Source organism: Sphingomonas flavalba, assembly GCF_004796535.1.
In the GTDB taxonomy this organism is placed as follows: Bacteria; Pseudomonadota; Alphaproteobacteria; order Sphingomonadales; family Sphingomonadaceae; genus Sphingomonas_L; species Sphingomonas_L flavalba.
The window spans coordinates 79,163-104,416 of the sequence record NZ_SPHY01000008.1 but is presented as its reverse complement, the minus strand read 5'-3'; the positions used below and the strand labels follow the sequence as shown (position 1 = coordinate 104,416).

The window sequence follows — 25,254 nt, the reverse complement described above, 5'->3', positions numbered from 1 at the left end:
GAATGTTCAAGAAAGTCCTGATTGCAAACCGGGGTGAGATCGCCTGCCGGGTGATCCGCACCGCGAAGCGGATGGGGATCGCGACCGTCGCGGTCTATTCCGATGCCGATGCGCGCAGCCCGCACGTGTTGCTGGCCGACGAGAGCGTCCGGCTGGGCCCGCCGGCGGCAGCGGAGAGTTATCTGCTCGCCGATGCGATCATCGCCGCGTGCAAGGCGACGGGCGCGGATGCCGTCCACCCCGGCTACGGCTTCCTGTCGGAACGGACCAGCTTTGCCGAGGCGCTCGCCGCGGCAGGCATCGCCTTCATCGGGCCGCCGCCGAACGCGATCGCGGCGATGGGCGACAAGATCGAGTCGAAGAAACTGGCCAAGGCGGCGGGGGTCAACGTCGTCCCCGGCTATCTGGGCGATATCGCCGATACCGAGGCGGCGGTCCGCATCGCCGGCGAGATCGGCTATCCGGTGATGATGAAAGCGTCGGCCGGCGGCGGCGGCAAGGGCATGCGGCTCGCCTGGTCCGAGCAGGACGTGCGCGAGGGCTTCGAGGCGACCAAGCGCGAGGGGCTGGCCAGCTTTGGCGACGACCGGGTGTTCATCGAGAAATTCATCGAGAGCCCGCGCCATATCGAGATCCAGATCCTCGGCGACCAGCACGGCAATATCGTCTATCTGAACGAGCGCGAATGTTCGATCCAGCGCCGGCACCAGAAAGTGGTCGAGGAAGCGCCGTCGCCGTTCGTCACCCCGAAGATGCGCCAGGCGATGGGCGAGCAGTGCGTCGCGCTGGCCAGGGCGGTCGGCTATTACAGCGCCGGCACCGTCGAGCTGATCGTGTCCGGCGCCGACCCGACCGGCGAGAGCTTCTACTTCCTGGAGATGAACACCCGGCTGCAGGTCGAGCACCCGGTGACCGAGGCGATCACCGGCCTCGACCTGGTCGAGCAGATGATCCGGGTCGCGGCGGGCGAAAAGCTGGGCTTCACCCAGGACGATGTCGGCATCGACGGCTGGGCGATCGAAAGCCGGGTCTATGCCGAGGACCCGTATCGTGGTTTCCTGCCGTCAACCGGCCGGCTGGTGCGCTATGTGCCGCCGGTGGTGTCGCAGGCGGGTGTCTCGCCTTCGCTCGACACGGACGGGGATGGGGGTGAGACCGGAAACGACGACGGCGGCAGCGGGGGGTATGTGCGGGTCGACGACGGCGTCGCCGAGGGCGGCGAAGTGTCGATCTGGTACGACCCGATGATCGCCAAGCTGATTACCCACGGCGCGACCCGCGATGAGGCGGCCGACCTTCAGGTCGCCGCGCTCGACCGCTTCGAGATCGACGGGCCGGGGCATAATATCGATTTCCTGTCGGCGCTGATGCAGCATCCGCGCTTCCGCGCCGGGCAACTGACCACCGGTTTCATCGCCGAGGAATATCCCGACGGCTTCGCCGGGGCGCCGGCCGACGCCGCGTTGCTGGGCCGGCTGTCCGCGATCGCCGCCTTCGTCGCCACCGCCGAGGCCGACCGGGCGCGGCGGATCGACGGCCAGCTCGGCCGCCGCCTGCCGCCGCCGGGCAGCTGGGCGGTGACGATCGGCGGCGTGACCCGGACGGTTGAAATCGCCGGCGACGCGATCACCGTTGACGGCGCCCCGCTGGCGCTGGCGATGGAATATACGCCGGGCGACCGCATCGTCGAGGCGGAGATCGACGGTGTGCCGCTGGCGGTGCGGATCGCCCCGACGCGTGGCGGCTGGCGGCTGACGACGCGCGGCGCCAGCCACGGCGCGCGGGTGCTGCCCGGCCATGTCGCGCCGCTCGCCCGCCACATGATCGAGAAGATCCCGCCCGACCTGTCGAAGTTCCTGCTGTGCCCGATGCCGGGCCTGCTGATCGCGCTGCACGTCGAGGCCGGCGATTCGGTCGAGGCCGGGCAGCCGCTGGCGGTGGTCGAGGCGATGAAGATGGAGAACATCCTGCGCGCCGGGAAGGCCGGGGTGGTGAAGGCGGTCAACGCCGCCCCCGGCGACAGCCTGGCGGTGGACGCGGTGATCCTGGAGATGGCGTAGGGTCGGATCCAGCTTTGCTGGATCAGGTCCGGCGCCTGGCCACGCCCGCACCCGGCCACCCAACGATCGTATCCTGAAATGGGAGGCCGGGTTGGGGACGTGGGCGGGCGCCGCCTACGAGGAACGCCGCGCCGCCGCGCGGCTCGCAATGACGGGGGCGGTTTTTGCCTGACCACAGATGAACGGCGGGCACAGAGGCGGTTCAGCTTCGGCGGGTTAGCATCATCCTCGCAGTCAGAGTCGACAGGAGGATGTCATGAAACTGCTCGCCGCGCTGGCCGCGGCCGGTGTCGTCGCGTCGCTTGCCATTTCGGCACCCGCCGAGGCCCGCCCCCGTGGCTATTACAGCAACCATTACAACGGGTATTACGACGGCTATCGCGACCGATACCGGCCGCGTTACGACCGCCCGCGCAAATGGCACAAGAAGCGGAAATACTATCGCCATCGCGGCGCCTATTACCGGCCGCATTGCCGCTGGGAATGGCGCCACCGCCATCGGGTGCGCGTCTGCTACTGACGGGCGCGCCGACGGTACCGCGCCGGTCCGCTTCGGGGTGGAAGCGGACCGGCGCGGCTTTGTTTCACGTAATCCACAGGCGCAGCAGCCAGGCGAGCGCGCCGACCGCGGCGACGCCGGCCAACCACAGTGCCGCCAGCCACAGCAGGCGTTTCCACCACGGGCCGGGGTTGCCGGTCTGCTCCAGCATCAATGATAGCCCTCGCCGCCGACCTTGCCGCGAAACACCCAGTAGGACCAGCCGGTGTAGGCGAGGATCAGCGGCACGGTGATGATCGCGCCTATCAACATGAAGCTCTGGCTGCTGTGCGGCGCCGCCGCTTCCCAGATTGTCACCCGGCCGGGGATGACGTCCGGCCAGATCGAGATGCCGAGGCCGACAAGGGTCAGCCCGAACAGGCCGAGCGCGTAGAAGAACGGGTGGGCATCATTATCGTGGCCGAGGCTGCGCCAGAGCAGCGCGGCGAGGGCGGCGACGAGAAGCGGCATCGGGACAGTGACGAACAGGCCCGGCGAGACGAACCAGCGCTGCCAGTATTGCCCCTCCAGGAACGGCGTCGCCAGGCTGACCGTGGCGAGGGCGAGGAGGAACAGGGCGAGCAGCGGCCGGCCGGCACGGCGGGCGATGGCGCGCGTTTCCCCTTCGGTCTTGGCGATCAGCCAGCCGGCGCCGAGCAGCGCGTAGCCGACGCACAGGCTGGCGCCGGTCAGCAGGCTGAACGGGGTCAGCCAGTCCCACCAGCCGCCGGCATAGGCGCGGTCGGCGACGGCGATGCCCTGGAGCAGCGCGCCGAGCGTCACCCCTTGCGCGAAGGCGGCGACGAATGAGCCGGCGGTGAAGCCGAAATCCCACGCCCGGCGGTGAGCCGGGTCGCGCCAGCGGAATTCGAAGGCGACGCCCCGGAAGATCAGACCGAGCAGCATCGCGACGATCGGCGCGTAGAGCGCGGGCAGGACGATGGCGTAGGCGAGCGGGAACGCCGCCATCAGGCCGCCGCCGCCGAGCACCAGCCAGGTTTCGTTGCCGTCCCACACCGGCGCGATCGCGTTCATCGCCGCGTCGCGTTCCGGCCCGACCGGGAAGCGCGGGAACAGCAGGCCGATGCCGAGGTCGAAGCCGTCGGCGATGACGTAGAAGCCGACGGCAAAGGCGATGACGAACGCCCAGATGACGGTCAGGTCCATCAGCGGCCTCCTTCCAGCGCCTGCGCCGGGGTGATGCCGGCGGAACGGATCGGCGCGTGGCCGGGCACTGGCTCGCCCGGATGCGGCGGCCTGGCCATCAGCTTCAATATGTACCAGATGCCGAAGCCGAACACCGCGAAATAGACGACGACGAAGGCGGCGAGCGAGGCGGCGACCGCCGGGGCGCCGAGCGGCGCCACCGAGTCGGCGGTACGCAGCAGGCCATAGACGGTGTAGGGCTGGCGCCCGACCTCCGTCGTCACCCAGCCGGCGATGACCGCGACGAAGCCGCTGGGACCCATCAGCAGCGCGAAGCGGTGGAGCAGCGGCCAGTCGTAGAGGCCGCGCCGGGCGCGGGCGACGAGGCTGAACAGCCCGAGCGCCAGCATCAGCATGCCGAGGCCGACCATGATCCGGAATGACCAGAACACGATGCCGACCGGCGGCTGCTCGTCCGGCGGCACCGTATCCAGCCCGGCGAGCGGCGCATCGGGATCGTGCTTCAGGATCAGCGACGACAGTTTCGGCACCGAGACGGCGTAATCGACGCGCTGTTCGGCGCTGTCGGGAATGCCGAACAGGATCAGCGGCGCGCCATGCGGGTGGCTTTGGTAATGGCCCTCCATCGCCATCACCTTCTGCGGCTGATGCTCCAGCGTGTTGAGGCCGTGCAGGTCGCCGGCGAAGATCTGCACCGGGGTGACCAGCGCCGCCATCCACATCGCCATCGAGAACATTTTGCGGGCGCCGGGGTTGGTGCGATCCTTGAGCAGGTGCCAGGCGCCGACCGCGCCGACCGCCAGCGCCGTCGTCAGGTAGGATGCGATGACGGTGTGGGCGAGGCGGTAGGGGAAGCTGGGGTTGAAGACGATCGCCGCCCAGCTTCCGCCGGGCACGAACTGGCCGGCGGCATTGACCGCGTAGCCGGTCGGCGTCTGCATCCAGCTATTCGCCGACAGGATCCAGAAGGCGGAGAAGAAGGTGCCGATCGCCACCATGCAGGTGGCGGTGAAGTGCAGGCCCTTGCCGACCTTGTTGATGCCGAACAGCATGACGCCGAGAAACCCCGCCTCCAGGAAGAAGGCGGTCAGCACCTCATAGGCCATTAGCGGGCCGATCACCGCCCCCGCCTTGTCCGAGAACACCGACCAGTTGGTGCCGAACTGGTAGGACATGACGATGCCGGAGACGACGCCCATCGCGAAGACGATCGAGAAGATCTTCACCCAGTAGCGGTAGAGGTTGGCGTAGACGCCCTTGCCGGTTTTCAGCCACAGCCCCTCCAGCACCGCGAGATAGCTCGCCAGGCCGATGGTGAAGCTGGGGAAGATGAAGTGAAAGCTGACGGTGAACGCGAATTGCGCGCGCGCCAGCAGCAGGGCCATGTCCGCGTCTGTCATTCCTGCGCTCCTCCGGCACGGCCGGGTGGTTCGAGGGCGATCGACTTGGCCCGTCTTCATAGGCCGATCGGGCGGCGGACTCCAGTGGCGGGCGGTTGCAATCTCGGCATGCACCGCGCCGCGCCGCGCAACCGGATCATAACGCAGGCGTTCATGCTGCGTGCAGCCGCCGCCCGGCAGAAGCCGCTTTCACGTCACGAGGCCCGATGCCCTTGCCAAAACGATCGATGCCGAAACCGTGCTGGCTGCTGCTTCCGGTGCTGCTGGCCGGTTGCGCGGCCGGGCCGGATTATGCGCGACCACAGCCGGCGGCGCTGGGCGTGCCCGATGCCTATCAGGCACCGGCACCGGCCGGCGCGCCCGCCGACCTGACGCAATGGTGGGCGGTGTTCGGCGACCCCGTCCTGACCGGGCTGGTCGACCAGGCGCTGGCCGGCAACCTGGACATCGCGCAGGGCGAGGCGCGGCTGCGGCAGGCGCGCGAGGCGCTGGTCCAGACCCGCGCCGGCCTGCTGCCGTCGCTCGACGCCTCGGCCGGGGCGGGGCGCAATTTCGACAATAGCGGGCCGAACAGCAACCGCCTGTCGCTGGGCGCCGATGCGGCGTGGCAGGTCGACCTGTTCGGCGGCGTGCGGCGATCGGTCGAGGCGGCGCGGGCGGACAGCGAAGCCAGCGCCTACGACCTTGCGGCGGTGCGGACCGCGATCGCCGGCGAGGTGGCGCGCAATTATGTGCTGGCGCGGCAGGCGCAGGCGAGCCTCGCCATCGCCCGCGACACGCTGGTCACCCAGGACGACAATCTGGAGATCGCCGGCTTCCGGGTGCAGGCGGGGCTGGTCTCCTCGCTCGACCAGGAGCAGGCGCGTCAGCAGCGGGCGTCGACCGCCGCGTCGATCCCCGGGCTGGAGCAGAGCCTTGCCGCCGCCGCCAACCGGCTGGCGGTGCTGACCGGGCAGGCGCCCGGCGCGGTGACCGACCGGCTGACGCCGCCCGGCGCGATACCCGAGGGGCCGGAGGCGGTTGCCGCCGGCATCCCCGCCGATACGCTGCGCCAGCGCCCGGACGTGCGCGGCGCCGAACGCGCCCTGGCCGCCGCGACCGCGCGGATCGGCGTGGCGCGGGCGGCGCTGCTCCCCGGCCTCGGCATCAGCGGCAATGTCGGCACGTCGGCGCTGCGCTTCGGCGGGCTGGGTGACGTGGTCACCGGCGGGCTGTTCACCAGCCTGTCGCAGATCCTGTTCGACGGCGGCCGCCGGCAGGCGGCGGCGCGGGCGCAGGAGGAGGCGGCCGACGGCGCCTTCGCCGCCTACAAGGCGACGGTGCTGACCGCGCTGGAGGATGTCGAGAACGGGCTGGTCGCGTTGCGGGCGGCGCGCGAGCGGGCGGCGCAGATCGCGATCTCGCTCGACGCGTCGACCAACGCCGCGCTGCTGGCGCGTAGCCAGTACCGGGCCGGGCTGACCGATTTCCAGACGCTGCTCGATGCCGAGCGTTCGCTGCTCGGCGCCCGTGACGGTTACAATCAGGCGAAGGCCGACGCGGCGAACGCGCTGGTTCAGCTTTACCTGGCGCTCGGCGGCGGATGGCAGCCGACCGACCTGTCCAATGAGGGATCATGATGGCATCCGCAGCCGAACCCCAGACCAACCTCGACGAGTTTCTCGGCACGCCGGAGCCGGCACCTTGGAAACGCTGGCTGAAATGGATCGCCGGCGGCGGCATCCTGCTGCTGGTGCTGCTGCTCGTCTGGCGGTTCGGCGGCGAGACCAAGACGGAATATGCGACGCAGGAGGCGCGCAAGGGCACGCTGGCGGTGACCGTATCGGCGACCGGCAAGCTGCAGCCGCAGAACCAGGTCGACGTCGGCGCCCAGCTTTCCGGCCAGGTCATCAAGGTCTATGTCGACGTCAACGCCCGCGTGACCGCCGGCCAGCGGCTGGCCGAGATCGACCCGGCGACGTTCAACGACGCGATCGTCCGGTCGCAGGCGGCGCTCAGCGCCGCGCAGGCGACCGTCGCCCAGAACCAGGCGAGCGTGGCCGAGGCGAAGGCGCAGCTTGCCCGGCTTGAGGAAGTGTCCCGCCTGTCGGGCGGGCGGGTGCCGGCCAAGACCGAGATGGCGACCCAGCAGGCGACGGTGCAGCGCGCGTTGGCCAATCTGCGCGCCGCCGAGGCCAATGTCGTGTCGGCGCGCGCCCAGGTCAGTTCCGACACCACCCAGCGGCGCCGCGCGACGATCGTCTCGCCGGTGTCGGGCGTCGTGCTCGCCCGCCAGATCGAGCCGGGGCAGACGGTCGCGTCGTCGTTCAACACCCCGACGCTGTTCGTCATCGCGCAGGACCTGACGTCGATGAAGCTGCAGGTGGCGATCGACGAGGCCGATGTCGGCCAGGTGAAGGCCGGGCAGGAGGCGAGCTTCACCGTCGACGCCTATCCGGGCCGCAGCTTCCCGGCGCGGATCACCCGCGTCGACGTCGGCGCCAATAATTCGGCGACGGTGTCGTCCTCCTCCAGCGCGAGCAGCACCGCCGCGTCGGCGTCCTCCGTCGTCGCCTACAACGCGATATTGAGTGTCGCCAACCCGGACGAGGCGCTGCGCCCGGGGATGACCGCGACCGCCGACATCGCGGTGCAGAAGCGCGAGAATGTGCTGCTGGTGCCGAACGCGGCGCTGCGCTTCTCGCCCGAGCAGGCGGGGCGCGGGCAGCAGGGCGGGCAGAGCAGCCTGGTCAAGTCGATCACCCCCGGCCCGCGGATGCGGCGCGGCGGCGGCAACAGCCGCGAGGTGACGATCGGCGCCGGCAGCCGCCGGGCGCTCTATGTCGTCGGCGCCGACGGCAAGCCGCAGGCGGTGGAGGTGGTGGTCGGCGCGACCGACGGCAGCCGCACCGAAGTGACCGGCGGTGGGCTGAAGCCGGGCAGCAAGGTGATCGTCGGCCAGCGGGCGCGCGCGGATGGCTGAGCCGATCATCCGCCTGGACCGGATCACCAAGACTTTCGGCAGCGGGCCGACCGCGTTCCAGGCGCTGAAGGGCGTCGACCTGACCGTCGAGCGCGGCGATTTCGTCGCGGTGATGGGCGCGTCCGGTTCCGGCAAGTCGACGACGATGAACATCCTCGGCTGCCTCGACGTGCCGACCAGCGGGCGGTTCTGGTTTCGCGACGTCCGCGTCGAAAGCCTCGATCGCGACCAGCGCGCGCTGCTGCGCCGCCGCTATCTCGGCTTCGTGTTCCAGGGGTTCAACCTGCTGGCGCGGACCTCGGCTCTGGAGAATGTCGAGCTGCCGCTGCTCTACCGCGGCGAGGACAAGCAGGCGCGCCACGCGATCGCGATGGCCGCGCTCGACCAGGTCGGGCTGGCACCGTGGGCCGGGCACAGCCCGGCGGAGCTGTCCGGCGGGCAGCAGCAGCGCGTCGCGATCGCCCGCGCGATCGTCACCAGCCCCGACGTGCTGCTGGCGGACGAACCGACCGGCAACCTGGACAGCGAAAGATCGATCGAGATCATGGAATTGCTGACCGAACTGAACGTCAAGCGCGGGATCACCGTCATCATGGTCACCCATGAGCCGGAGATGGCCGATTTCGCCCACACCATCGTCCATTTCAAGGACGGGCTGGTCGAGCGGATCGATCAGCGCCATGTCGCCGGCAGCGGGGTGCCCGCCTGATGCTGGGCACCACGCTGATCCTGGCGCTGCGTGAGATCCGCCGCCACCTGCTGCGGTCGTTCCTGACCATCCTCGGCATCGTCATCGGCGTGGCGGCGGTGGTGACGATGGTGACGCTGGGCAACGGCGCGACCGCGGCGGTGAAGGAGCAGATATCCTCGCTCGGCTCCAACATCCTGATGGTGCGGCCGGGCCAGGGCTTCGGCCGGGGCGGCGGCTCCGGCGAGGCGCCGCCGCCGTTCGTGATGGCCGACCTCGACGCGATCCGCGACCAGATCGGCGGGGTGAAGGCGGTTGCCGGGCAGGCGCAGGCCACGGCCGTCGCCGTTCGCAACGCCCAGAACTGGTCGACCAGCATCAACGGCACGACCAACGACTATTTCGTCGCCCAGAACTGGACGCTGGCCTCCGGCCGGCTGTTCAGCGCGGCGGAGGAAAGCGCCGGCAAGGCGGTGTGCGTCATCGGCAACACCATCGTCGCCAACCTATTCCAGGGCGTCGACCCGATCGGCCAGCGTTTCCGCGTCAAGGACATCAGCTGCGAGGTGATCGGCGTGCTGGCGACGCGGGGACAGGGCGGCTTCGGCAACGACCAGGACGATGTCGTGGTGATGCCGATCAAGACGGTGCAGCGCCGCTTCACCGGCAACCGCGACATCCGCGCGATCATGGTCGCGGTCGACGACGGCTACGACACCGCCAGCGTGCAGGCATCGCTCGAATCGCTGCTGCGCGAGCGGCGGCACCTGACGCCGGGCACCCCCGCCAATTTCAACGTGCTCGACACCAAGCAGATTTCCGACGCGGTGTCCGGATCGACCAAGGTGCTGACCGGGCTGCTCGGCGCGGTGGCGGCGGTCAGCCTGATCGTCGGCGGCATCGGCATCATGAACATCATGCTGGTGTCGGTGACCGAGCGGACCCGCGAGATCGGCATCCGCCTGGCGATCGGCGCGCTGGGCCACGAAGTGCTGTTGCAGTTCCTGGTCGAGGCGGTGGCGCTGGCCTGCCTGGGCGGGGTGATCGGCATCATCATCGCCTTCGTCGCGACGATATCGCTGGCGCCAGTGCTGGGCGTGCCGTTCGTCTTCGACCCGGCGATCAATATCGTCGCCTTCGTCTTTTCGGCGCTGATCGGCGTGGTGTTCGGCTATTTCCCGGCGCGGCGGGCGGCGGCGCTGAACCCGATCGAGGCGCTGCGGCACGAATAGGTGAGGCGGCGCCACCCTCCAGCGCCATTCCAACGATGCTGCGCATCGCCGGAACCTTGAGCGCTTCCGCCCGCGCTCCCACCTGGCCTCCCACTCAGTGTATCGTCGATGGGAGGCCGGGTGGGAGCGCGGGCTGGCGCCGCCTCTTTACAACAAAGTCAGCGCCACCGTCATCGCCAGTGCCAGCGACACCAGCGTCGCGGCGATGACCGGGGCGGAACCGCGCCAGCCCTGGGCGAGAAGCAGTTGCATCGGCGAGCGGATGCCGGTGGCGACGACCGCCATCAGCAACAGCGCCGCCGTGCCCTTCCGCGCCAGGCCGGCGGTGGCGGCGGGCAGCGCGACGAACGAGTTGATGACGGCGAGCAGCAGGAAGCCGACGACGAACCACGGCATGGCGATGCCCGCCGACACCCGCCCGCCTTCCCCCCGGAACAGCATCGCCACCACGACCAGTACCGGGGCGAGCATGGCGACGCGGGTCAGCTTGACGATCGCGGCGGTCTGGCCGGCGCTGTCGGAGATCGAATAGCCGGCGCCGAGCGCCTGGGCGACATCGTGGATCGAGGCGCCGATCAGGAAGCCGGCGGCATGGTTGTCGAGGCCGACCAGCCCGGCCAGCGCCGGATAGAGCGACATGGCGAGCGCGCTTGCCGCCGAGACAGCGACCAGCACCAGCGTCAGCTGTGCCTGGTTGATCCGTTTTTCGCCGAGCACCGTCGCCAGCGCCAGCGCCGCCGATGCGCCGCAGATGCCGACCGCGCCGCCGGCGAGCGTGCCGAAGGCGGCGCCTAGGCCGAGCAGCCGGGCGGCGAGCGCGCCGGCGGCGGTGACCAGCGCGACCATCGCCGCGATCGCCGCGAATCCGGCCCAGCCGAGCGCGCCGATCTGCCACAGCGTCACCTGCGCGCCGACCAGCACGATCCCCCAGCGCAGCAGGGTGCGCGAGGCGAAGCCGAGGCCGGGGTGCAGCCGGCTGTCGCCGTTGACGAAGTTGAACGCGAGGCCGATCAGCAGGCCCATCAGCATCAGCGGCGCGTGGTAATGTTCCGACAGCCAGGCCGCCGCCAGCGCCGCGACGCCGGTGATCGCCAGCCCCGGCAGATAGGCGGAGAGGCGTTGTGGCCGGCTCGGCGGCTCGACATCGAGCAGGTCGCCGTAAAGGTCGGCGGCGGCGGGCAGAGGGCGCGGCGGGCGGGTCAAGGCAGCGGGTGGGCGGCCTGCCACGCGGCGGCGGCGCCGAGCAGGCCGGGTTCGGGGTGGGTGCACAGCCGGATGGCGATGCGCCGCATCAGGCCCTCGTGCCGGCCCTTGGCGGCGAAGCGGTCGAGGAAGGCCGGGCTGGCCAGCCGATCGGCGATGCGGTTGGCGAGGGTGCCGACGATCAGCACCGCATCGGCGCCCTGCGCCAGCGCGAGGTCGCCGGCGACCGCGCCGAACGCCAGCACCAGCCGGTCGAGCGCGGTGGCGGCGAGCGGATCGCCGCCGTCGATCGCCGCGGCCCAGAGCGCTGGCGCCTCGGCCGGGGCGCCGCCCAGCGCCTCGTGGATCGCGACCAGGCCGGGGCCGGAGACCAGCCGTTCGACCGAGACACGGCCGTGGCGCTCGGCGAGCGCGTCGGCGATCCGCTGTTCGACCGCGTCGAGCGGGGCGAAGGCGATGTGGCCGCCCTCCGTCTCGATCACCTGGTGGGTGCCGCCCCGGCGCAGGCTGATCGCGACGCCGAGACCGGTGCCGGGGCCGATGACCGTCGTCACCCCGACGGCCGCATCGTTCGGCCCGGCAAGGTGGCGGCTGTGCGCGGCGTCGATCCACGGCACGGCATGGGCCATCGCCCCGAAATCGTTGAGCAGGACGAGGCGGTCGACACCGAGTGCGCCGGCCAGCGCGTCCCGCCGCATCCGCCAGTTGCCGTTGGTCAGCGCGATGGTGTCGCCGCCGACCGGCCCGGCGAGCGCGAGCGCCGCCCCCTGCGGCGGCGCCATCCCCGAATCGCGCAGGAAGGCGGACCATGCGGCGGCAAGGTCGGGATAGGCGGCGGTGTCGTAGCGAAACGGCGGGTCGAGCACCGGCGCTGCGCCGGCGATGAGCACGGCGCGCGCGAAGCGGGCATTGGTGCCCCCGATGTCGACGGCGACGATATCCATGCGGTTGCCTAGAGTCTGTCTGCTTCAAGTGGAATCGGCACCAGCCCGCTCCCTCGCCCGGCCTCCCAACGGCAGTATCTTGTGGGAGGCCGGGCGAGGGAGCGGGCTGGTGCCGCCTAAAGCGAACGGACTCTAGCCACCGCGCCGCGGCGGGGCAACCGTCGTCGCGTTGACGACGGCCGGGCGGCCCGGTAGCGTGGTGGCCGATCGCGAGGGTCCCGGTCCGCCGGGGCGCGCCAGGTCGTTCCACACCGTTTCGTTCCGTTATCGATCCGACCGACAGCATCGCAACGGGCGCCGGCGCAAACAGGCGCCCCGCCCACCCGGAGGAGAAGGCCATGCCCCGATATCTGCTTACCGCCCTGCTCGCGGCGACCACGGCAAGCCTAGCAGCCGGCGGCGCCCAGGCTCAGGCGATCGAACGCCATGCCAAGCCGGCGCCCAGCCTGATCCTCGACGCGGTCACCGTGCCGGCGCAGGCGGAGATGCTCTACCTGAGCGGCCAGGTGGCGACGCCGGCCGACCCGGCCGCCAGCGGCGCGGCCCGTTTCGGCGACACCAGGACCCAGACGATCAGCGTGCTGAACCGGATCAAGGCGGTGCTTGCCGCGCGCGGGTATGAGATGGCCGACATCGTTCGGCTGACCGTCTATCTGGTCGGCGATCCGAAGCTGGGCGGGCGGATGGACTTCGACGGGATGAACGAGGGTTTCCGCCAGTTCTTCGGCTCCGCCGACAATCCGAACAGCGTTGCCCGGTCGACCGTGCAGGTCGCCGCCCTCGCCGGGCCGGAGTATCTGGTCGAAATCGAGGCGACCGCCGCGCGCGTGCGCTGAAGCGGGGCCGCTGCCGTCGGCGTTCGCGCGGCGTTGACGCGACCGCCGCCGGGATGGCATGGGGCGTGCGCCTTCGCGCGGGCGCGGGCATGCGGGTATAGCTCAATGGTAGAGCACTAGCCTTCCAAGCTTGTGATGCGGGTTCGATCCCCGCTACCCGCTCCAGCCCCGCCGTCCGCTTTGCGACAAATTGCGACAATTTTCTGCCGTGCCGACATACTCGCGCGACAGGGCAGGGCGATAACGGTGCCATCGAGACAGCGGGTCTCGACGGAGCCTCCCCTCTCCGCCCCGACCCGGACGTAGCGTTTCACCGCGGCAGAGCGTGAGCAGGCTCGGGTCGCGGTGTCGGAAGCCCGGTGGTTGACCCCTGCCGAGCCTTCCACAGCCGGCGGTTCGCGACTTCCCCCTGTGTCGCGGCCGCCGGCGCCCCGCCGCCGGGATCCACCCCGCCCCGGCAGCGGACACGACATGGACCCGATCAGGGCTTCGCCCCTCCACCCCGGGGGCGGAGCCCTCGTCGTATTCGGCCGCCGTCGCGTTTTCGCTTCGGGGCGGGTAAGGAAAGGCGATGGACGAAAGGCCCCACCTGCTGCTGGTCGACGACGAGCGCTCGATCCGCGAGCCGCTCGCCGCCTATCTGGCGCGCAACGGCTTTCGTGTGACCCAGGCGGCCGATGCGGCGGCGGCGCGCGACCGGCTGGCCGGTTATGCGATCGACCTCGTCATCCTCGACATCATGATGCCCGGCGAGGACGGCCTCAGCCTGTGCCGCCATATCCGCGAGACCAGCGACCTGCCGGTGGTGCTGCTGACCGCGATGGCGGAGGAGACCGACCGTATCGTCGGGCTGGAGATGGGCGCCGACGATTATGTCGTGAAGCCGTTTTCCCCGCGCGAGCTGGTCGCGCGGATCAAGGTGATCCTGCGCCGGGCGGCGCGCGGCGGCGTGCGCCAGCAGGCGCCGGAGACCCAGAGCTATGTCTTTGCCGGCTGGGTGCTGAAGGCCGGTGAGCGCGCGCTGGTCGACCGCGACGGGGTGACGGTGCCGCTGTCGACCGGCGAGTTCAACCTGATGCTCGCCTTTGCCACCCACCCGCGCCAGGTGCTGAGCCGCGACCAGCTTCTCGACCTGGCGCAGGGGCGCGAGGCCAATGCGTTCGACCGGGCGATCGACAACCATATCAGCCGGCTGCGCCGCAAGATCGAGGAGGACCCGAAGGCCCCGGCGCTGATCAAGACCGTATGGGGCGGCGGCTATACGCTGGCCGCCGACGTGACCCGGCTTTGAGGCGGCTGGCTCAGCGGCTGTGGCCGCGCAGCCTGGCCCGGCAGATGGCGCTGCTGCTGGCGGCGGCGCTGCTCGTCGCCCAGGCGGTCAATTTCGGATTGCAACTGCGCGCCAGCGAGCGCCAGCGCACCCAGCAGACCACCGCCGTCGCCATCGCCCGGCTGGCCGAGCTGGTCGCCCGCGCCGAGGCGCCGCGGCCGCCGGGGTTCGAACCGATGGTCGTGGTGACCGCGCGAAGCCCGATCCTGCCGGCGATGCCCAAGCGCCCCGACGTCGTCGCCCGCGCCGGCCAGACGCTGACCGAGCTTGGCCTTGGCGTCGAGCGGATGCAGGCGGCCGAGGCGATGGGCCGCGAATATCGCTATATCCGCGATCCCGCGACGGCGACGCTGCGCCGGGTGGAGGGGCCGCGCCGCAACGCGCTGATCCTGTCGGCCGAACTGGCCGAAGGGCGCTGGGTTACCGCCGTCTCGCAATTCCCGCCGCACGATTATCGCGTGGTGCTGTGGCTGCTGTTCCAGACCATCCTGCTTTACGGCTTCATCCTGCTCCCGGTCCTGTGGTTCGTCTGGCGACTGTCGCGGCCGCTGCGCGACCTGCGTATTGCCGCCGACAGTTTCACCAGCGCCGCGCCCGCGCCGCCGGTGAGGGAGCGCGGGCCCGCCGACATCCGCCAGCTTGTCCATGCGTTCAACCTGATGCGCGAGCGGCTGGCGGCGATGCTGGACGAGAAGGACCGGATGCTCGGTGCGATCGGCCATGACCTGCGCACTCCGCTCGCCTCGCTGCGCGTCCGCACCGAGTTGGTCGACGACGAGGCCGAGCGCGACCGGATGGCGGCGACGATCGACGAGATGAACCGGACGCTGGACGACATATTGTCGCTGGCGCGGCTCGGTCGGCCGAGCGAGCCGCCGGCGCTGGTCGACCTGCCGGCGCTGGTCGACAGTGTCGTCGACGATTTCCTCGACCTGGGCGCGCCGGTGACGGCGGAGGACAGCGACCGGCTGACCGTGCCGATGCGGCCGACACTGATCCGCCGCGCGGTGCGCAACCTGATCGAGAACGGAATCAAATATGGCGGCGGGGTGCGGGTGCGGGTGCGGGCCGAAAGCGGCGGCGCGATCGTCGAGATTGACGACGACGGCCCCGGCATCCCGCCGGACGACATCGAGCGGATGTTCGAGCCGTTCACCCGCGCGGAAGGATCGCGCAGCCGCGACACCGGCGGTGCCGGGCTGGGCCTGGCGCTGGCGCGGGCGATCGCCACCGGCCATGGCGGTCGGCTGAGTCTGGCCAACCGGCCGGAAGGCGGGCTGCGCGCGACATTGTGGCTGCCGGCCGCCGGCTGACCCTTCACCGCTTGCTTACCTATCCGCTCTATCGGCGGAGCGATGAGCCGCGCGGGCGATCCCTGTCCGCCGTCCGCCGTCAGCGGCGCGGTCGGCATCGCCGGGCTGGCGGGCCTCGCCGCCTGGATCGCGGTCGCGCGCCTGTTCGGCATGGACGGACCCTATTCGGCGCTGGTCGCGCTGCTGTGCTGCGGCGCGCCGATGGTCGTCTGGTCGCTGGCTGTCGACAAGGTCCACCGCCGCGCGTCGACCGGCATCGCCTGGGACGCGCCGCCCCGGCCGTGGCGGGAGGCGATCGACATCAGCCTGGTCAAGCTGGCCGGGCTGTGGGCGACATGGGGCGGCATTGCCGTCGTCTACATGGTCGCGCGCTGGTACTGGGACGGCAACTATGCCTTTGCGATGCGGGTACTGGGCGCGGCGGTGCCGTTCCTTGTCCTGTTCTCCGTCCCCTACCTGCTATGGCTCGACCGGCGTCTGGTCGAGCCGCGCGACGGCACCTATGCGTTCGGCGCCTGGCTGATCGGCGCGGGGCGCGACGGGCCGGCGATCCGGGCGCATCTGCGCCAATGGGCGGTCAAGGGCTTTTTCCTGGCGTTCATGCTGTCGATCGTGCCGGGCGGGTTCGGCGAGGTGGTGCGGACGCCGTGGCGCGACGCGTTCGCCGACCCGGTGGCGCTGGCGCGCTACCTGATCACCGCGATGTTCGTCATCGACGTGCAGGTCGCGACCGTCGGCTATGTGCTGACGCTGCGGCCGCTCGACGCGCATATCCGCTCGGCCGAGCCGACGATGGCCGGCTGGGTGGCGGCGCTGATCTGCTATCCGCCGTTCGTGCTGATGGCGAATGGCGGGCCGCTCGACTACCACAGCGGCACCGGCGACTGGGCCGACTGGCTGGCCGGCCACCCGCTGCCAGCAGCCGTCCTGGGCGCGGTGCTGGTGCTGCTGACCGCCGTCTACGCCTGGGCGACGGTGGCGTTCGGGCTGCGTTTCTCCAACCTGACCCATCGCGGCATATTGACCCATGGGCCGTACCGCTGGAGCCGCCACCCGGCCTATCTGTCGAAGAATCTCTTCTGGTGGCTGTCGACCCTGCCGTTCCTGGCGACGACCGGCAGCCTGGTCGACGCGGCCCGCAACACCGCGCTGCTCGCCGTCGTCGCCGGGGTCTACTGGTGGCGGGCCAGGACCGAGGAGGCGCATCTGGGCGCCGACCCGGCCTATCGCGCCTATTCGGCGTGGATGGAGCGCAATGCGCCGGTGCCGCGCCTGATCCGGTGGATCGGCGGGCGACCGGGTGGGGAGCGGGTAGGTGCCGATTCCGCCTGAAGCGGACAAACTCTACCGCGCGATGCCGGCGGCGGCGAGGACGCCCAGGGTGATCAGGTCCGACGCGCTGGCGCCCATCGGCGCGATCTGCACCGGGCGTTCCATGCCGATCAGCATCGGTCCGATCACCGAATCGCCGCCCAGCTCGCGCAGCAGCTTCGCCGACAGGTTGGCCGATTGCAGGCCGGGCATGACCAGCACGTTGGCCGGGCCGGACAAGCGGCTGAACGGGTAGCTTTTCATCACCTCCGGATTGAGCGCGACGTCGGGCGCCATTTCGCCTTCATATTCGAAGCTGACCCGGCGCTGGTCGAGCAGGGCGACGGCGTCGCGCATGTTGTCCAGCCACTTGCCCGGCGGATTGCCGAAGCTGGAATAGCTGAGGAAGGCGACGCGCGGCTCCTGCCCGAGACGGCGGGCGACGGCGGCGGTGCGCTCGGCGATGTCCGCGAGCTGTTCGGCGGTCGGCCGCTCGTTGACCGTGGTGTCGGCGATGAACACGGTATGGGCGCGGCCGACCATGATGTGCAGGCCGAACGGCACCTTGCCCTCGGCCGGGTCGAGCACCCGCTTCACCTCTCGCATCGACTGGGCGTAGGTGCGGGTGACGCCGGTCACCATCGCGTCCGCTTCGCCCATCTGCAGCATCAGCGCGCCGAAGATGTCGCGATCGCGGTTGACCATGCGCTGGCATTCGCGACGCAGATAGCCGCGCCGCTGGAGCCGCTCGTACAGCCGGTCGACCATCGCCGGGACCAGCGGCGAGTTGACGCTGTTATGGACCTCGAACCGGCCCGGATCGTCGATGCCGAGGGCGCGAAGCCGGTCGTGGACGTCGTCGCGGCCGACGAGGACCGGCACGCCGTAGCCGCCGTCGGCGAACTGGATCGCGGCGCGCAGCACCACTTCCTCCTCGCCTTCCGCGAACAGCACACGCTTCGGCCGGGCGCGGGCGCCTTCATAGGCGAGCGACAGCACCGAGGTGGTCGGCGACAGCCGCGCCTTCAGTGCCTGGCGATAGGCCGGCATGTCGAGAATCGGCCGGGTGGCGACGCCGGAATCCATCGCCGCGCGGGCGACGGCGGCGGGCACCACCTCCATTAGCCGCGGGTCGAACGGCGCCGGGATGATATAGTCCGGGCCGAAACTGTGGGCGCGGCCATAGGCGAGCGCCACTTCCTCCGGCACCTGCTGACGGGCGAGGTCGGCAAGGGCGTGGGCGGCGGCGATCTTCATCTCGTCGTTGATCGTCGTCGCCCGCACGTCGAGCGCGCCGCGGAAGATGAACGGGAAGCCGAGGACATTGTTGACCTGGTTCGGATAGTCCGACCGGCCGGTCGCGACGATCGCGTCCTGGCGGATGCGGTGGACCTCGTCGGGGCTGATCTCCGGGTCCGGATTGGCCATCGCGAAGATGATCGGCTTGTCCGCCATCGCGCGCACCATGTCCGCCGTCACCGCGCCGGCGACGGACAGGCCGAGGAACACGTCGGCGCCCTGCATCGCGTCGGCGAGGCTGCGCGCATCGGTTTCGACGGCATGGGCGGATTTCCACTGGTTCATGCCGTCGGTCCGGCCTTGCCAGATCACCCCCTTCGAATCGCACATCGTGACGTTGCCGGACGGCACGCCCATCGCCTTGACCAGCTCGGTGCAGGCGACGGCGGCGGCGCCGGCGCCGTTGACGACGACCCGCACGTCCTTCATCGCCCGGCCGGTGATGCGCAGCGCGTTGATCATGCCGGCGGCGGCGATGATCGCGGTGCCGTGCTGATCGTCGTGGAACACCGGGATGTTCATCCGCTCGCGCAGGGTCTGCTCGATGATGAAGCATTCGGGCGCCTTGATGTCCTCGAGGTTGATGCCGCCGAAGCTTGGCTCCATCAGCTCGATCGCGTCGATCAGCCGGCCGACATCCTCGGTCGCCAGCTCGATGTCGATCGCGTCGACGTCGGCGAAGCGCTTGAACAGCACCGCCTTGCCTTCCATCACCGGCTTGGAGGCGAGCGCGCCGAGATTGCCGAGGCCGAGGATGGCGGTGCCGTTGCTGACCACCGCGACCAGATTGCCTTTGGCGGTATAGTCATAGGCGGTTGCCGGGTCCGCGGCGATCGCGCGCACCGGCACCGCGACGCCGGGCGAATAGGCAAGGCTCAGGTCGCGCTGGGTCGCCATCGGCTTGGTCGCGACGATCTTGATCTTGCCCGGCCGCCCCTCCGAATGGAACAGCAGCGCTTCGCGTTCCGAAAACTCGACATTGGCCCCTTCGGTCATGCGCTCCCCTCTCCTGCTGTCTATGCCATCGGTCTAGAGTTTGTCCGCTTCAAGCGGAATCGGCACCAGCCCGCTCCCCCACCCGGCCTCCCACATGATACTGCCGTTGGGAGGCCGGGTGGGGGAGCGGGCTGGTGCCGCCTAAGGCGGGCAAACTCTAGGCGGCGGGCGGGTGTCGCCGCAAGCGGATGATACGGAAAACATGCGGCCGAGGGATGACGGGCGGGCGGCGGGGGGCTATGCCCCCGGCAATGCCCGCCGCCAAGCCGACCGCCCCGACTCCGATGATGGCGCAGTATCTGGCGCTGAAGGCCGAGGCCGGCGACTGCCTGCTGTTCTACCGGATGGGCGATTTCTTCGAGCTGTTCTTCGACGACGCGAAGGCGGCGGCGGCAACGCTCGACATCGCGCTGACCGCGCGCGGCGAGCATGACGGGCGGCCGGTGCCGATGTGCGGCGTGCCGGTCCACGCCGCCGAAGCCTATCTTGCCCGGCTGATCCGCGCCGGCCACCGCGTCGCCATTGCCGAGCAGACGGAAAGCCCGGCCGCCGCCAAGGCGCGCGGCGGCAAGGCGCTGGTGGCGCGGGCGATCGTCCGCTTCGTCACCGCCGGCACGCTGACCGAGGAGGCGTTGCTCGACGCGCGCGCCGCCAACTGGCTGGTCGCGCTGGGCGAAGCGGGCGGCATGCTGGGGCTGGCCGCCGCCGACATCTCCACCGGCCGGTTCGAGATCGCCGCGATCGACCGGGCAGCGCTGGACGCGGAGCTGGCCCGCTACGGCGCGGCGGAAGTCATCGTGCCGGAGGGCTTCGCGCTGCCCGGCGCGGTCGCGCGGCCGAAGCCCGATTTCGACAGCGCCGGCGGCGCCGCGCGGCTGAAGGCGCTGTTCGGCGTGGCGACGCTGGACGGGCTGGGCCAGTTCGGTCGGGCCGAACTGGCGGCGGCGGGCGGGCTGGTCGCCTATCTCGACCATGCCGGCAAGGGCGCGCTGCCCTTCCTCCAGCGCCCGGTTTCGCGCGGCATGGCGGCGCATATGACGATCGACGCCGCGACCCGCGAGAGCCTGGAGCTGACGCGGGCGAGCGGCGGCGGGCGGGCGGGCAGCCTGCTCGACTGCATCGACCGCACGGTAACCGGGGCGGGGGCGCGGCTGCTCGCCGCCGATATCGGCGCGCCGCTGATGGACCGGCAGGCGATCGACGAGCGGCTCGACCTGGTCGACCATTATGTGCGCGACGGCGGCGCCCGCGACGGCATGCGCGCCGCGCTGCGGGCGCTGCCCGACATCGGCCGGGCGCTCGGCCGGCTGGTCGCCGGGCGGGGCGGACCGCGCGACCTGGCGCAGTTGCGCGACGGGCTGGGCGAGGCGCGGCTGATGCGCGAGCGGCTGGCGCATGATGACGCCATGCCGCCGCTGTTGAAGGCGCTGCTCCCCGCCTTTGACGGGCATGGCGCGCTGGTCGACCGGCTGGCGCGGGCGCTGGTGCCCAGCCCGCCGCTCGACGCGGCGCAGGGCGGGTATATCGCCGAGGGGTATGATGCCGCGCTCGACGCGCTGCGCGGGCAGGGCGGCGAGGGGCGGCGCGCGATCGCCGAGCTGGAGGCGCGCTACCGCGGCGAGACCGGCATTGCCGCGCTGAAGATCCGCCATAATGCGGTGCTCGGCTACCATGTCGAGGTGCCGGCCCGCCATGCCGAGCCGCTGATGCGGGCGGATTCGGGCTTCACCCACCGCCAGACCCTGGCCGGTGTCGTCCGTTTCAACGCGCCCGACCTGCACGAACAGGCGCTGCGCGTCGGCCAGGCCGGGGCGCATGCGCTGGCGGCCGAGGCGGCGCATCTGGAGGAGTTGATCGCGCTGGCGGTTGTCCGGCGCGACGCGATCGCCGCCACTGCCGATGCGCTCGCCCGGCTCGACGTGGCAAGCGCGCTGGCCGAGCTGGCGGTGACCCAAAACTGGTGCCGGCCGCTGCTCGTCGACGCGCCTTGCCTGGACATCGCCGGCGGCCGCCACCCGGTGGTCGAGGCGGCGGTAAGCAGGGCCGGCGAACGCTTCGTCGCCAATGACTGCACGCTGACCGAACAGGCCCGGCTATGGCTGGTGACCGGGCCGAACATGGGCGGCAAATCGACCTTCCTGCGCCAGAACGCGCTGATCGCGGTGCTGGCGCAGGCGGGCAGCTTCGTCCCGGCGACGCGCGCGCGGCTGGGGCTGATCGACCGGCTGTTCAGCCGGGTCGGCGCGTCGGACAACCTGGCGCGCGGGCGGTCGACCTTCATGGTCGAGATGGTCGAGACCGCAGCGATTCTGGCGCAGGCGACGCCGCGCAGCTTTGTCATCCTCGACGAGGTCGGGCGCGGGACCAGCACCTATGACGGGCTGGCGATCGCCTGGGCGGTGGTGGAGGCGGTGCATGAGGACAACTGCTGCCGCTGCCTGTTCGCCACCCATTATCACGAGCTGACCCGGCTGGCCGACCGGCTCGACGCGCTGTCGCTGCACCATGTTCGCGCGCGCGAGTGGAAGGGCGAGCTGGTGCTGCTGCACGAGCTGGGCGAGGGGCCGGCCGACCGCAGCTATGGCCTGGCCGTTGCCCGGCTGGCCGGCCTGCCCCCGGCGGTGCTGGCCCGCGCCGGCGCGGTGCTGAAGAAGCTGGAGGCGGGGCGCGAGGCGACCGGCGGGATCGCCGCCGGGCTGGACGACCTGCCGCTGTTCGCCGCCGCGCCGCCGCCGGAGCCGGCGGCCGACCCGCTGGCCGAGGCGCTGGCGGCGATCGACCCGGACGCGCTGACCCCGCGCGAGGCGCTGGACGCGCTCTATCGGCTGAAGGCGCTGGCCGCCGATCAGCCCTGAGCGGGATCGGCGACCGATTCGGCCAGCCAGGCGCGATAGGCGGGCGAACCGCCGGTGATAGGCGTGACGAGGATTTCCGGGACGGCATAGCTGTGCAGCGCGGCGATGCGGGCGGCCACTGCGTCCGCCAGCGCCGCCGTGGTCTTGGCGACCAACGCAACCTCCGCCGCGGTTTCGACCGCGCCCTGCCAGCGATAGGTGCTGGCGACCGGGTGGGTGTGGACGCAGGCGGCGAGCCGTTCCGCGACCAGCGCCCGCGCGATTGCGTCCGCTTCCGCCGGGTTGGCCGCAGTCGACCAGATCATCACCTGTGCATCCATTGCTTCCTATCTCCCGCCCGGCCGCTTACATCGGCGGCATGGCCGCCCGCATCGACACCCTGCCCAATCGCCGCGCGATCGTCGACCGTCGGGCGGTAGCCGATGCGCTGGCCGCGCTCGACGGCGACAACACGGCGCGGCTGCGCGCGCAGGCGGTGGCGGTCCTGCGCGGTGCGCTCGACGCCGGACGGGCCGAAATCGCCGGCCGGCTGGCCGAGCACCCGTCGCGCGGCAGCGAGGCGGCGGCGGGCCAGGCCTTCCTGATCGACCAGTTGCTGCGCCTGATCTATGATTTCACCACCGGCCGGCTTTATCCGATCAACAACCCGACCGCTGCCGAGCGGCTGACGCTGGTCGCGGTCGGCGGCTATGGCCGGGGCGAGATGGCGCCGTTTTCCGACGTCGACATCGCCTTCCTGACGCCGTGGAAGCAGACCGGATGGACCGAGCAGGTCATCGAGGCGATGCTCTACACGCTGTGGGACCTGGGACTGAAGGTCGGCCATTCCAGCCGTTCGCTGGATGAGATGGTGCGGATGGCCAATAGTGACCTGACGATCCGCACCGCCCTGCTCGAAGGGCGGTATGTGTGGGGCGACGAGGCGCTGTACGACGAGGCGTCCGCCCGTTTCGACCAGGAGGTGACGGCGGGCACCGCCCGCGCCTTCATCACCGAGAAGCTGGCCGAGCGCAACGCGCGCCACAAGCGGCTGGGCGACAGCCGCTATGTCGTCGAGCCGAACATCAAGGAGGGCAAGGGCGGGCTGCGCGACCTGCATACGCTGTTCTGGATCGGCAAATATGTCTACCGCGTCCGCACTGTCGCCGAGCTGGTCGACAAGGGGCTGCTGACCCAAACCGAACTGCGCCAGTTCCAGACCGCCGAGAATTTCCTGTGGGCGGTGCGCTGCCACCTGCACCTGATCACCGGACGGGCCGAGGAGCGTCTGACCTTCGACGTTCAGCGCGAGATCGCCGAGCGGATGCGCTATGCCAACCGCCCTGGCGCGACCCCGGTCGAGCGCTTCATGCGCCATTATTTCCTGGAGGCGAAGAAGGTCGGTGACCTGACCGGGCTGTTCCTCGCCCATCTCGACGACAGTTTCGCGGCGCGGGGCCGGCGGTTCGGCTTGCCGTCGATCAGCCGGCGGCCGAGCCGGTTGAAAGGCTTCAAGCTCGACCGCGGCCGGCTGGCGCTGCCGGCCGACGATTTCTTCGCCGCCGACCCGGTCCGCCTGATCGAGATGTTCGCGCTGGCCGACAAGCACGGGCTGGAAATCCACCCGCTGGCGATGCGCGCCGCCGGCCGCGATGCCGGGCTGATCGACGGCGCCGTCCGTCGCGACCCGCGTGCCAACGTGCTGTTCCTCGACGTGCTGACCTCTCCGCGCGACCCTGAAACGGTATTGCGCTGGATGAACGAGGCCGGGGTGTTCGGCCGCTTCGTGCCCGATTTCGGCCGCGTCATCGCGCAGATGCAGTTCGACATGTATCACCACTACACCGTCGACGAGCATTCGATCCGGGCGATCGGCCTGCTGTCGCAGATCGAGCATGGCCGGTTGAGCGCCGACCACCCGCATTCGCAGGCGATCATGCGCCAGTTGGTGTCGCGCCGCGCGCTGTATGTCGCGGTGCTGCTCCACGACATCGCCAAGGGCCGGGGCGGCGACCACAGCGTGCTGGGTGCCGAGGTGGCGATGCGGCTGTGCCCGCGCTTCGGCCTGACCGCGGCGGAAACCGAGATGGTCGCCTGGCTGGTCCGCCACCACCTGCTGATGTCGGCGACGGCGTTCAAGCGCGACCTCGCCGATTTCAAGACGATCCTCGACTTCGCCGAGGTGGTGAAGAGCCCGGAACGGCTTCGCCTGCTGCTGGTGCTGACCGTCGTTGACATCCGTGCCGTCGGCCCCGGCGTGTGGAACGGCTGGAAGCGCCAGTTGCTGACCGACCTGTACGAAGCGGCGGAGGAGGTGCTGCGCCTCGGCCACAAGCAGACCGGGCGCAAGGAACGGGTGGCCGCCAAACAGGCCGACCTGCAGGCGCTGCTCGGCTGGGACGCGGCGGCCTTCGCCGAACTGGTCGAGCGGCTGCCCGAAAGCTACTGGATCGCCGAACCGATCGACGTGCTCGCCCGCAACGCCCACCACATCGCCGAGGCGGGCGAGCGGCCACTGTCGATTTCGGCCCAGGTCTACCCGGAGCGCGGGGCGACGCTGGTCACCGTATACGCCAGCGACCATCCCGGGCTGTTCTACCGGATCGCCGGGGCGATCCATCTGGCCGGCGGCAGCGTCATCGATGCGCGCATCCACACCACCCGCGACGGCATGGCGCTCGACAATTTCCTGGTCCAGGATCCGCTTGGCCGGCCGTTCGACGATACCGACCGGCTGGAGCGGCTGCGCGCCGGCATCGAGGACGCGCTGGCCAACCGCCACCGGCTGGCCGACCGGCTGGCGGCCAAGCCGCTTGCCCGCACCCGCGCCGAGGCGTTCCGCATCGAGCCGAGTGTGTTCATCGATAACAAGGCGTCGAACCGCTACACCGTGGTCGAGGTCAACGCCGCCGACCGGCCGGCGCTGCTCAACGGCCTCGCCCACGCGCTGTTCCAGTCGAAGGCGACGATCCATTCCGCCCATGTCGCCACCTATGGCGAGCGCGCGGTCGATACATTCTACCTGACCGACCTGATCGGCGACAAGATCACCGCGCCGGCGCGGCTGAAGGCGCTGGAGAAGCGGCTGGTCGAGGCGGCGGCCGGCGCCGCGCCGCAGCCGCGCGAGGCGGCCGCCTGACC

At 70.7% G+C, this 25,254-nt stretch carries 19 protein-coding genes and 1 tRNA gene; 13 read left to right on the top strand and 7 right to left on the bottom strand.

The features are described 5' to 3' along the window. The first annotated feature begins 2 nt into the window (after positions 1–2). On the top strand, positions 3–2,060 hold the full coding sequence (locus tag E4A53_RS09335) for an acetyl-CoA carboxylase biotin carboxylase subunit (RefSeq protein WP_136162830.1): 2,058 nt from the start codon (positions 3–5) through the stop codon (positions 2,058–2,060). A gap of 256 nt (positions 2,061–2,316) precedes the next feature. Then, on the top strand, positions 2,317–2,580 hold the full coding sequence (locus tag E4A53_RS09330; RefSeq protein WP_136162829.1) for a hypothetical protein: 264 nt from the start codon (positions 2,317–2,319) through the stop codon (positions 2,578–2,580). A 64-nt stretch (positions 2,581–2,644) separates the two neighbouring features. Here the strand turns inward: E4A53_RS09330 and E4A53_RS09325 are convergent, their stop codons facing one another. The 3 genes from E4A53_RS09325 to E4A53_RS09315 are packed head-to-tail and all read right to left on the bottom strand — an operon-like array spanning position 2,645 to position 5,165. After that, positions 2,645–2,770: a DUF2474 family protein gene (locus E4A53_RS09325; protein ID WP_136162828.1), complete on the bottom strand. Its 126-nt coding sequence runs from the start codon at positions 2,768–2,770 to the stop codon at positions 2,645–2,647. Beyond that, positions 2,770–3,765 carry a cytochrome d ubiquinol oxidase subunit II gene (gene cydB, locus E4A53_RS09320; protein WP_136162827.1) on the bottom strand — a complete coding sequence of 332 codons (996 nt, stop codon included), beginning with the start codon at positions 3,763–3,765 and terminating at the stop codon, positions 2,770–2,772. Before cydB ends, E4A53_RS09325 begins: the two co-directional genes overlap by 1 nt. After that, positions 3,765–5,165 carry a cytochrome ubiquinol oxidase subunit I gene (locus E4A53_RS09315; protein ID WP_136162826.1) on the bottom strand — a complete coding sequence of 467 codons (1,401 nt, stop codon included), beginning with the start codon at positions 5,163–5,165 and terminating at the stop codon, positions 3,765–3,767. The genes cydB and E4A53_RS09315 overlap by 1 nt, the downstream gene beginning before the upstream one ends. A gap of 227 nt (positions 5,166–5,392) precedes the next feature. Between E4A53_RS09315 and E4A53_RS09310 the strand changes: the two genes are divergently transcribed. From E4A53_RS09310 to E4A53_RS09295, 4 genes are read left to right on the top strand one after another with little or no spacing between them, the layout of a single operon-like run. After that, positions 5,393–6,784: an efflux transporter outer membrane subunit gene (locus E4A53_RS09310; protein WP_136162825.1), complete on the top strand. Its 1,392-nt coding sequence runs from the start codon at positions 5,393–5,395 to the stop codon at positions 6,782–6,784. Then, positions 6,781–8,127: an efflux RND transporter periplasmic adaptor subunit gene (locus tag E4A53_RS09305; protein ID WP_239018225.1), complete on the top strand. Its 1,347-nt coding sequence runs from the start codon at positions 6,781–6,783 to the stop codon at positions 8,125–8,127. Before E4A53_RS09310 ends, E4A53_RS09305 begins: the two co-directional genes overlap by 4 nt. Then, positions 8,120–8,836, top strand: a complete 717-nt coding sequence (locus E4A53_RS09300) for an ABC transporter ATP-binding protein (protein WP_136162824.1) — start codon at positions 8,120–8,122, stop codon at positions 8,834–8,836. The genes E4A53_RS09305 and E4A53_RS09300 overlap by 8 nt, the downstream gene beginning before the upstream one ends. Beyond that, the gene (locus E4A53_RS09295; RefSeq protein WP_136162823.1) at positions 8,836–10,047 is read left to right on the top strand and encodes an ABC transporter permease; all 1,212 of its coding nucleotides are present in this window, start codon (positions 8,836–8,838) and stop codon (positions 10,045–10,047) included. The genes E4A53_RS09300 and E4A53_RS09295 overlap by 1 nt, the downstream gene beginning before the upstream one ends. Positions 10,048–10,194: 147 nt before the next feature. Here E4A53_RS09295 and E4A53_RS09290 read toward each other — a convergent pair whose 3' ends face one another. Together E4A53_RS09290 and E4A53_RS09285 are read right to left on the bottom strand one after the other, a co-directional pair. Next, positions 10,195–11,250, bottom strand: coding sequence for a YeiH family protein (locus E4A53_RS09290; protein ID WP_206366288.1), 1,056 nt, complete (start codon positions 11,248–11,250; stop codon positions 10,195–10,197). Then, the gene (locus E4A53_RS09285) at positions 11,247–12,194 is read right to left on the bottom strand and encodes a glucokinase (RefSeq protein WP_136162822.1); all 948 of its coding nucleotides are present in this window, start codon (positions 12,192–12,194) and stop codon (positions 11,247–11,249) included. The genes E4A53_RS09290 and E4A53_RS09285 overlap by 4 nt, the downstream gene beginning before the upstream one ends. Before the next feature lie 338 nt (positions 12,195–12,532). On the opposite strand from E4A53_RS09285, the gene E4A53_RS09280 reads away from it, so the two are divergent. The 5 genes from E4A53_RS09280 to E4A53_RS09260 all read left to right on the top strand — a co-directional run bounded on the left by E4A53_RS09280 (position 12,533) and on the right by E4A53_RS09260 (position 17,005). Beyond that, entirely contained in the window at positions 12,533–13,030 is a 498-nt protein-coding gene (locus E4A53_RS09280; RefSeq protein WP_136162821.1) for a RidA family protein, read from the top strand. A 91-nt stretch (positions 13,031–13,121) separates the two neighbouring features. Continuing rightward, a tRNA-Gly gene (locus tag E4A53_RS09275) sits at positions 13,122–13,195 on the top strand. A gap of 406 nt (positions 13,196–13,601) precedes the next feature. After that, the gene (locus E4A53_RS09270; RefSeq protein ID WP_136162820.1) at positions 13,602–14,321 is read left to right on the top strand and encodes a response regulator; all 720 of its coding nucleotides are present in this window, start codon (positions 13,602–13,604) and stop codon (positions 14,319–14,321) included. After that, positions 14,318–15,673, top strand: a complete 1,356-nt coding sequence (locus E4A53_RS09265) for a sensor histidine kinase (protein ID WP_136162819.1) — start codon at positions 14,318–14,320, stop codon at positions 15,671–15,673. The genes E4A53_RS09270 and E4A53_RS09265 overlap by 4 nt, the downstream gene beginning before the upstream one ends. A 42-nt stretch (positions 15,674–15,715) precedes the next feature. Continuing rightward, a complete protein-coding gene (locus E4A53_RS09260; RefSeq protein WP_136162818.1) occupies positions 15,716–17,005 on the top strand; it encodes a methyltransferase family protein in 1,290 nt (429 codons plus the stop codon). A 12-nt stretch (positions 17,006–17,017) separates the two neighbouring features. On the opposite strand, the gene E4A53_RS09255 is transcribed toward E4A53_RS09260, so the two are convergent. Then, entirely contained in the window at positions 17,018–19,279 is a 2,262-nt protein-coding gene (locus E4A53_RS09255; protein ID WP_136162817.1) for an NADP-dependent malic enzyme, read from the bottom strand. A gap of 284 nt (positions 19,280–19,563) precedes the next feature. Here E4A53_RS09255 and mutS point away from each other — a divergent pair, with 284 nt between their 5' ends. Next, positions 19,564–22,134, top strand: coding sequence for a DNA mismatch repair protein MutS (gene mutS, locus E4A53_RS09250; protein WP_136162886.1), 2,571 nt, complete (start codon positions 19,564–19,566; stop codon positions 22,132–22,134). On the opposite strand, the gene cutA is transcribed toward mutS, so the two are convergent. Continuing rightward, positions 22,125–22,439, bottom strand: a complete 315-nt coding sequence (gene cutA / locus E4A53_RS09245; protein ID WP_239018237.1) for a divalent-cation tolerance protein CutA — start codon at positions 22,437–22,439, stop codon at positions 22,125–22,127. The two genes, mutS and cutA, sit on opposite strands and share 10 nt — an antisense overlap. A gap of 53 nt (positions 22,440–22,492) precedes the next feature. Between cutA and E4A53_RS09240 the strand changes: the two genes are divergently transcribed. Next, on the top strand, positions 22,493–25,252 hold the full coding sequence (locus tag E4A53_RS09240; RefSeq protein WP_136162815.1) for a [protein-PII] uridylyltransferase: 2,760 nt from the start codon (positions 22,493–22,495) through the stop codon (positions 25,250–25,252). The last annotated feature ends 2 nt before the right edge of the window (positions 25,253–25,254 follow it).

What these genes read in the sequence shown, in the direction of transcription:
- E4A53_RS09315 (WP_136162826.1), bottom strand. Translation starts at nt 5,165, where the DNA reads ATGACAGACGCGGACATGGCCCTGCTGCTGGCGCGCGCGCAATTCGCG.
- E4A53_RS09330 (WP_136162829.1), top strand. Translation starts at nt 2,317, where the DNA reads ATGAAACTGCTCGCCGCGCTGGCCGCGGCCGGTGTCGTCGCGTCGCTT.
- E4A53_RS09240 (WP_136162815.1), top strand. Translation starts at nt 22,493, where the DNA reads ATGGCCGCCCGCATCGACACCCTGCCCAATCGCCGCGCGATCGTCGAC.
- E4A53_RS09300 (WP_136162824.1), top strand. Translation starts at nt 8,120, where the DNA reads ATGGCTGAGCCGATCATCCGCCTGGACCGGATCACCAAGACTTTCGGC.
- E4A53_RS09285 (WP_136162822.1), bottom strand. Translation starts at nt 12,194, where the DNA reads ATGGATATCGTCGCCGTCGACATCGGGGGCACCAATGCCCGCTTCGCG.
- E4A53_RS09280 (WP_136162821.1), top strand. Translation starts at nt 12,533, where the DNA reads ATGCCCCGATATCTGCTTACCGCCCTGCTCGCGGCGACCACGGCAAGC.
- E4A53_RS09305 (WP_239018225.1), top strand. Translation starts at nt 6,781, where the DNA reads ATGATGGCATCCGCAGCCGAACCCCAGACCAACCTCGACGAGTTTCTC.
- E4A53_RS09255 (WP_136162817.1), bottom strand. Translation starts at nt 19,279, where the DNA reads ATGACCGAAGGGGCCAATGTCGAGTTTTCGGAACGCGAAGCGCTGCTG.
- E4A53_RS09325 (WP_136162828.1), bottom strand. Translation starts at nt 2,770, where the DNA reads ATGCTGGAGCAGACCGGCAACCCCGGCCCGTGGTGGAAACGCCTGCTG.
- E4A53_RS09335 (WP_136162830.1), top strand. Translation starts at nt 3, where the DNA reads ATGTTCAAGAAAGTCCTGATTGCAAACCGGGGTGAGATCGCCTGCCGG.
- E4A53_RS09310 (WP_136162825.1), top strand. Translation starts at nt 5,393, where the DNA reads ATGCCGAAACCGTGCTGGCTGCTGCTTCCGGTGCTGCTGGCCGGTTGC.
- mutS (WP_136162886.1), top strand. Translation starts at nt 19,564, where the DNA reads ATGATGGCGCAGTATCTGGCGCTGAAGGCCGAGGCCGGCGACTGCCTG.
- E4A53_RS09295 (WP_136162823.1), top strand. Translation starts at nt 8,836, where the DNA reads ATGCTGGGCACCACGCTGATCCTGGCGCTGCGTGAGATCCGCCGCCAC.
- E4A53_RS09260 (WP_136162818.1), top strand. Translation starts at nt 15,716, where the DNA reads ATGAGCCGCGCGGGCGATCCCTGTCCGCCGTCCGCCGTCAGCGGCGCG.
- cutA (WP_239018237.1), bottom strand. Translation starts at nt 22,439, where the DNA reads ATGATCTGGTCGACTGCGGCCAACCCGGCGGAAGCGGACGCAATCGCG.
- cydB (WP_136162827.1), bottom strand. Translation starts at nt 3,765, where the DNA reads ATGGACCTGACCGTCATCTGGGCGTTCGTCATCGCCTTTGCCGTCGGC.
- E4A53_RS09270 (WP_136162820.1), top strand. Translation starts at nt 13,602, where the DNA reads ATGGACGAAAGGCCCCACCTGCTGCTGGTCGACGACGAGCGCTCGATC.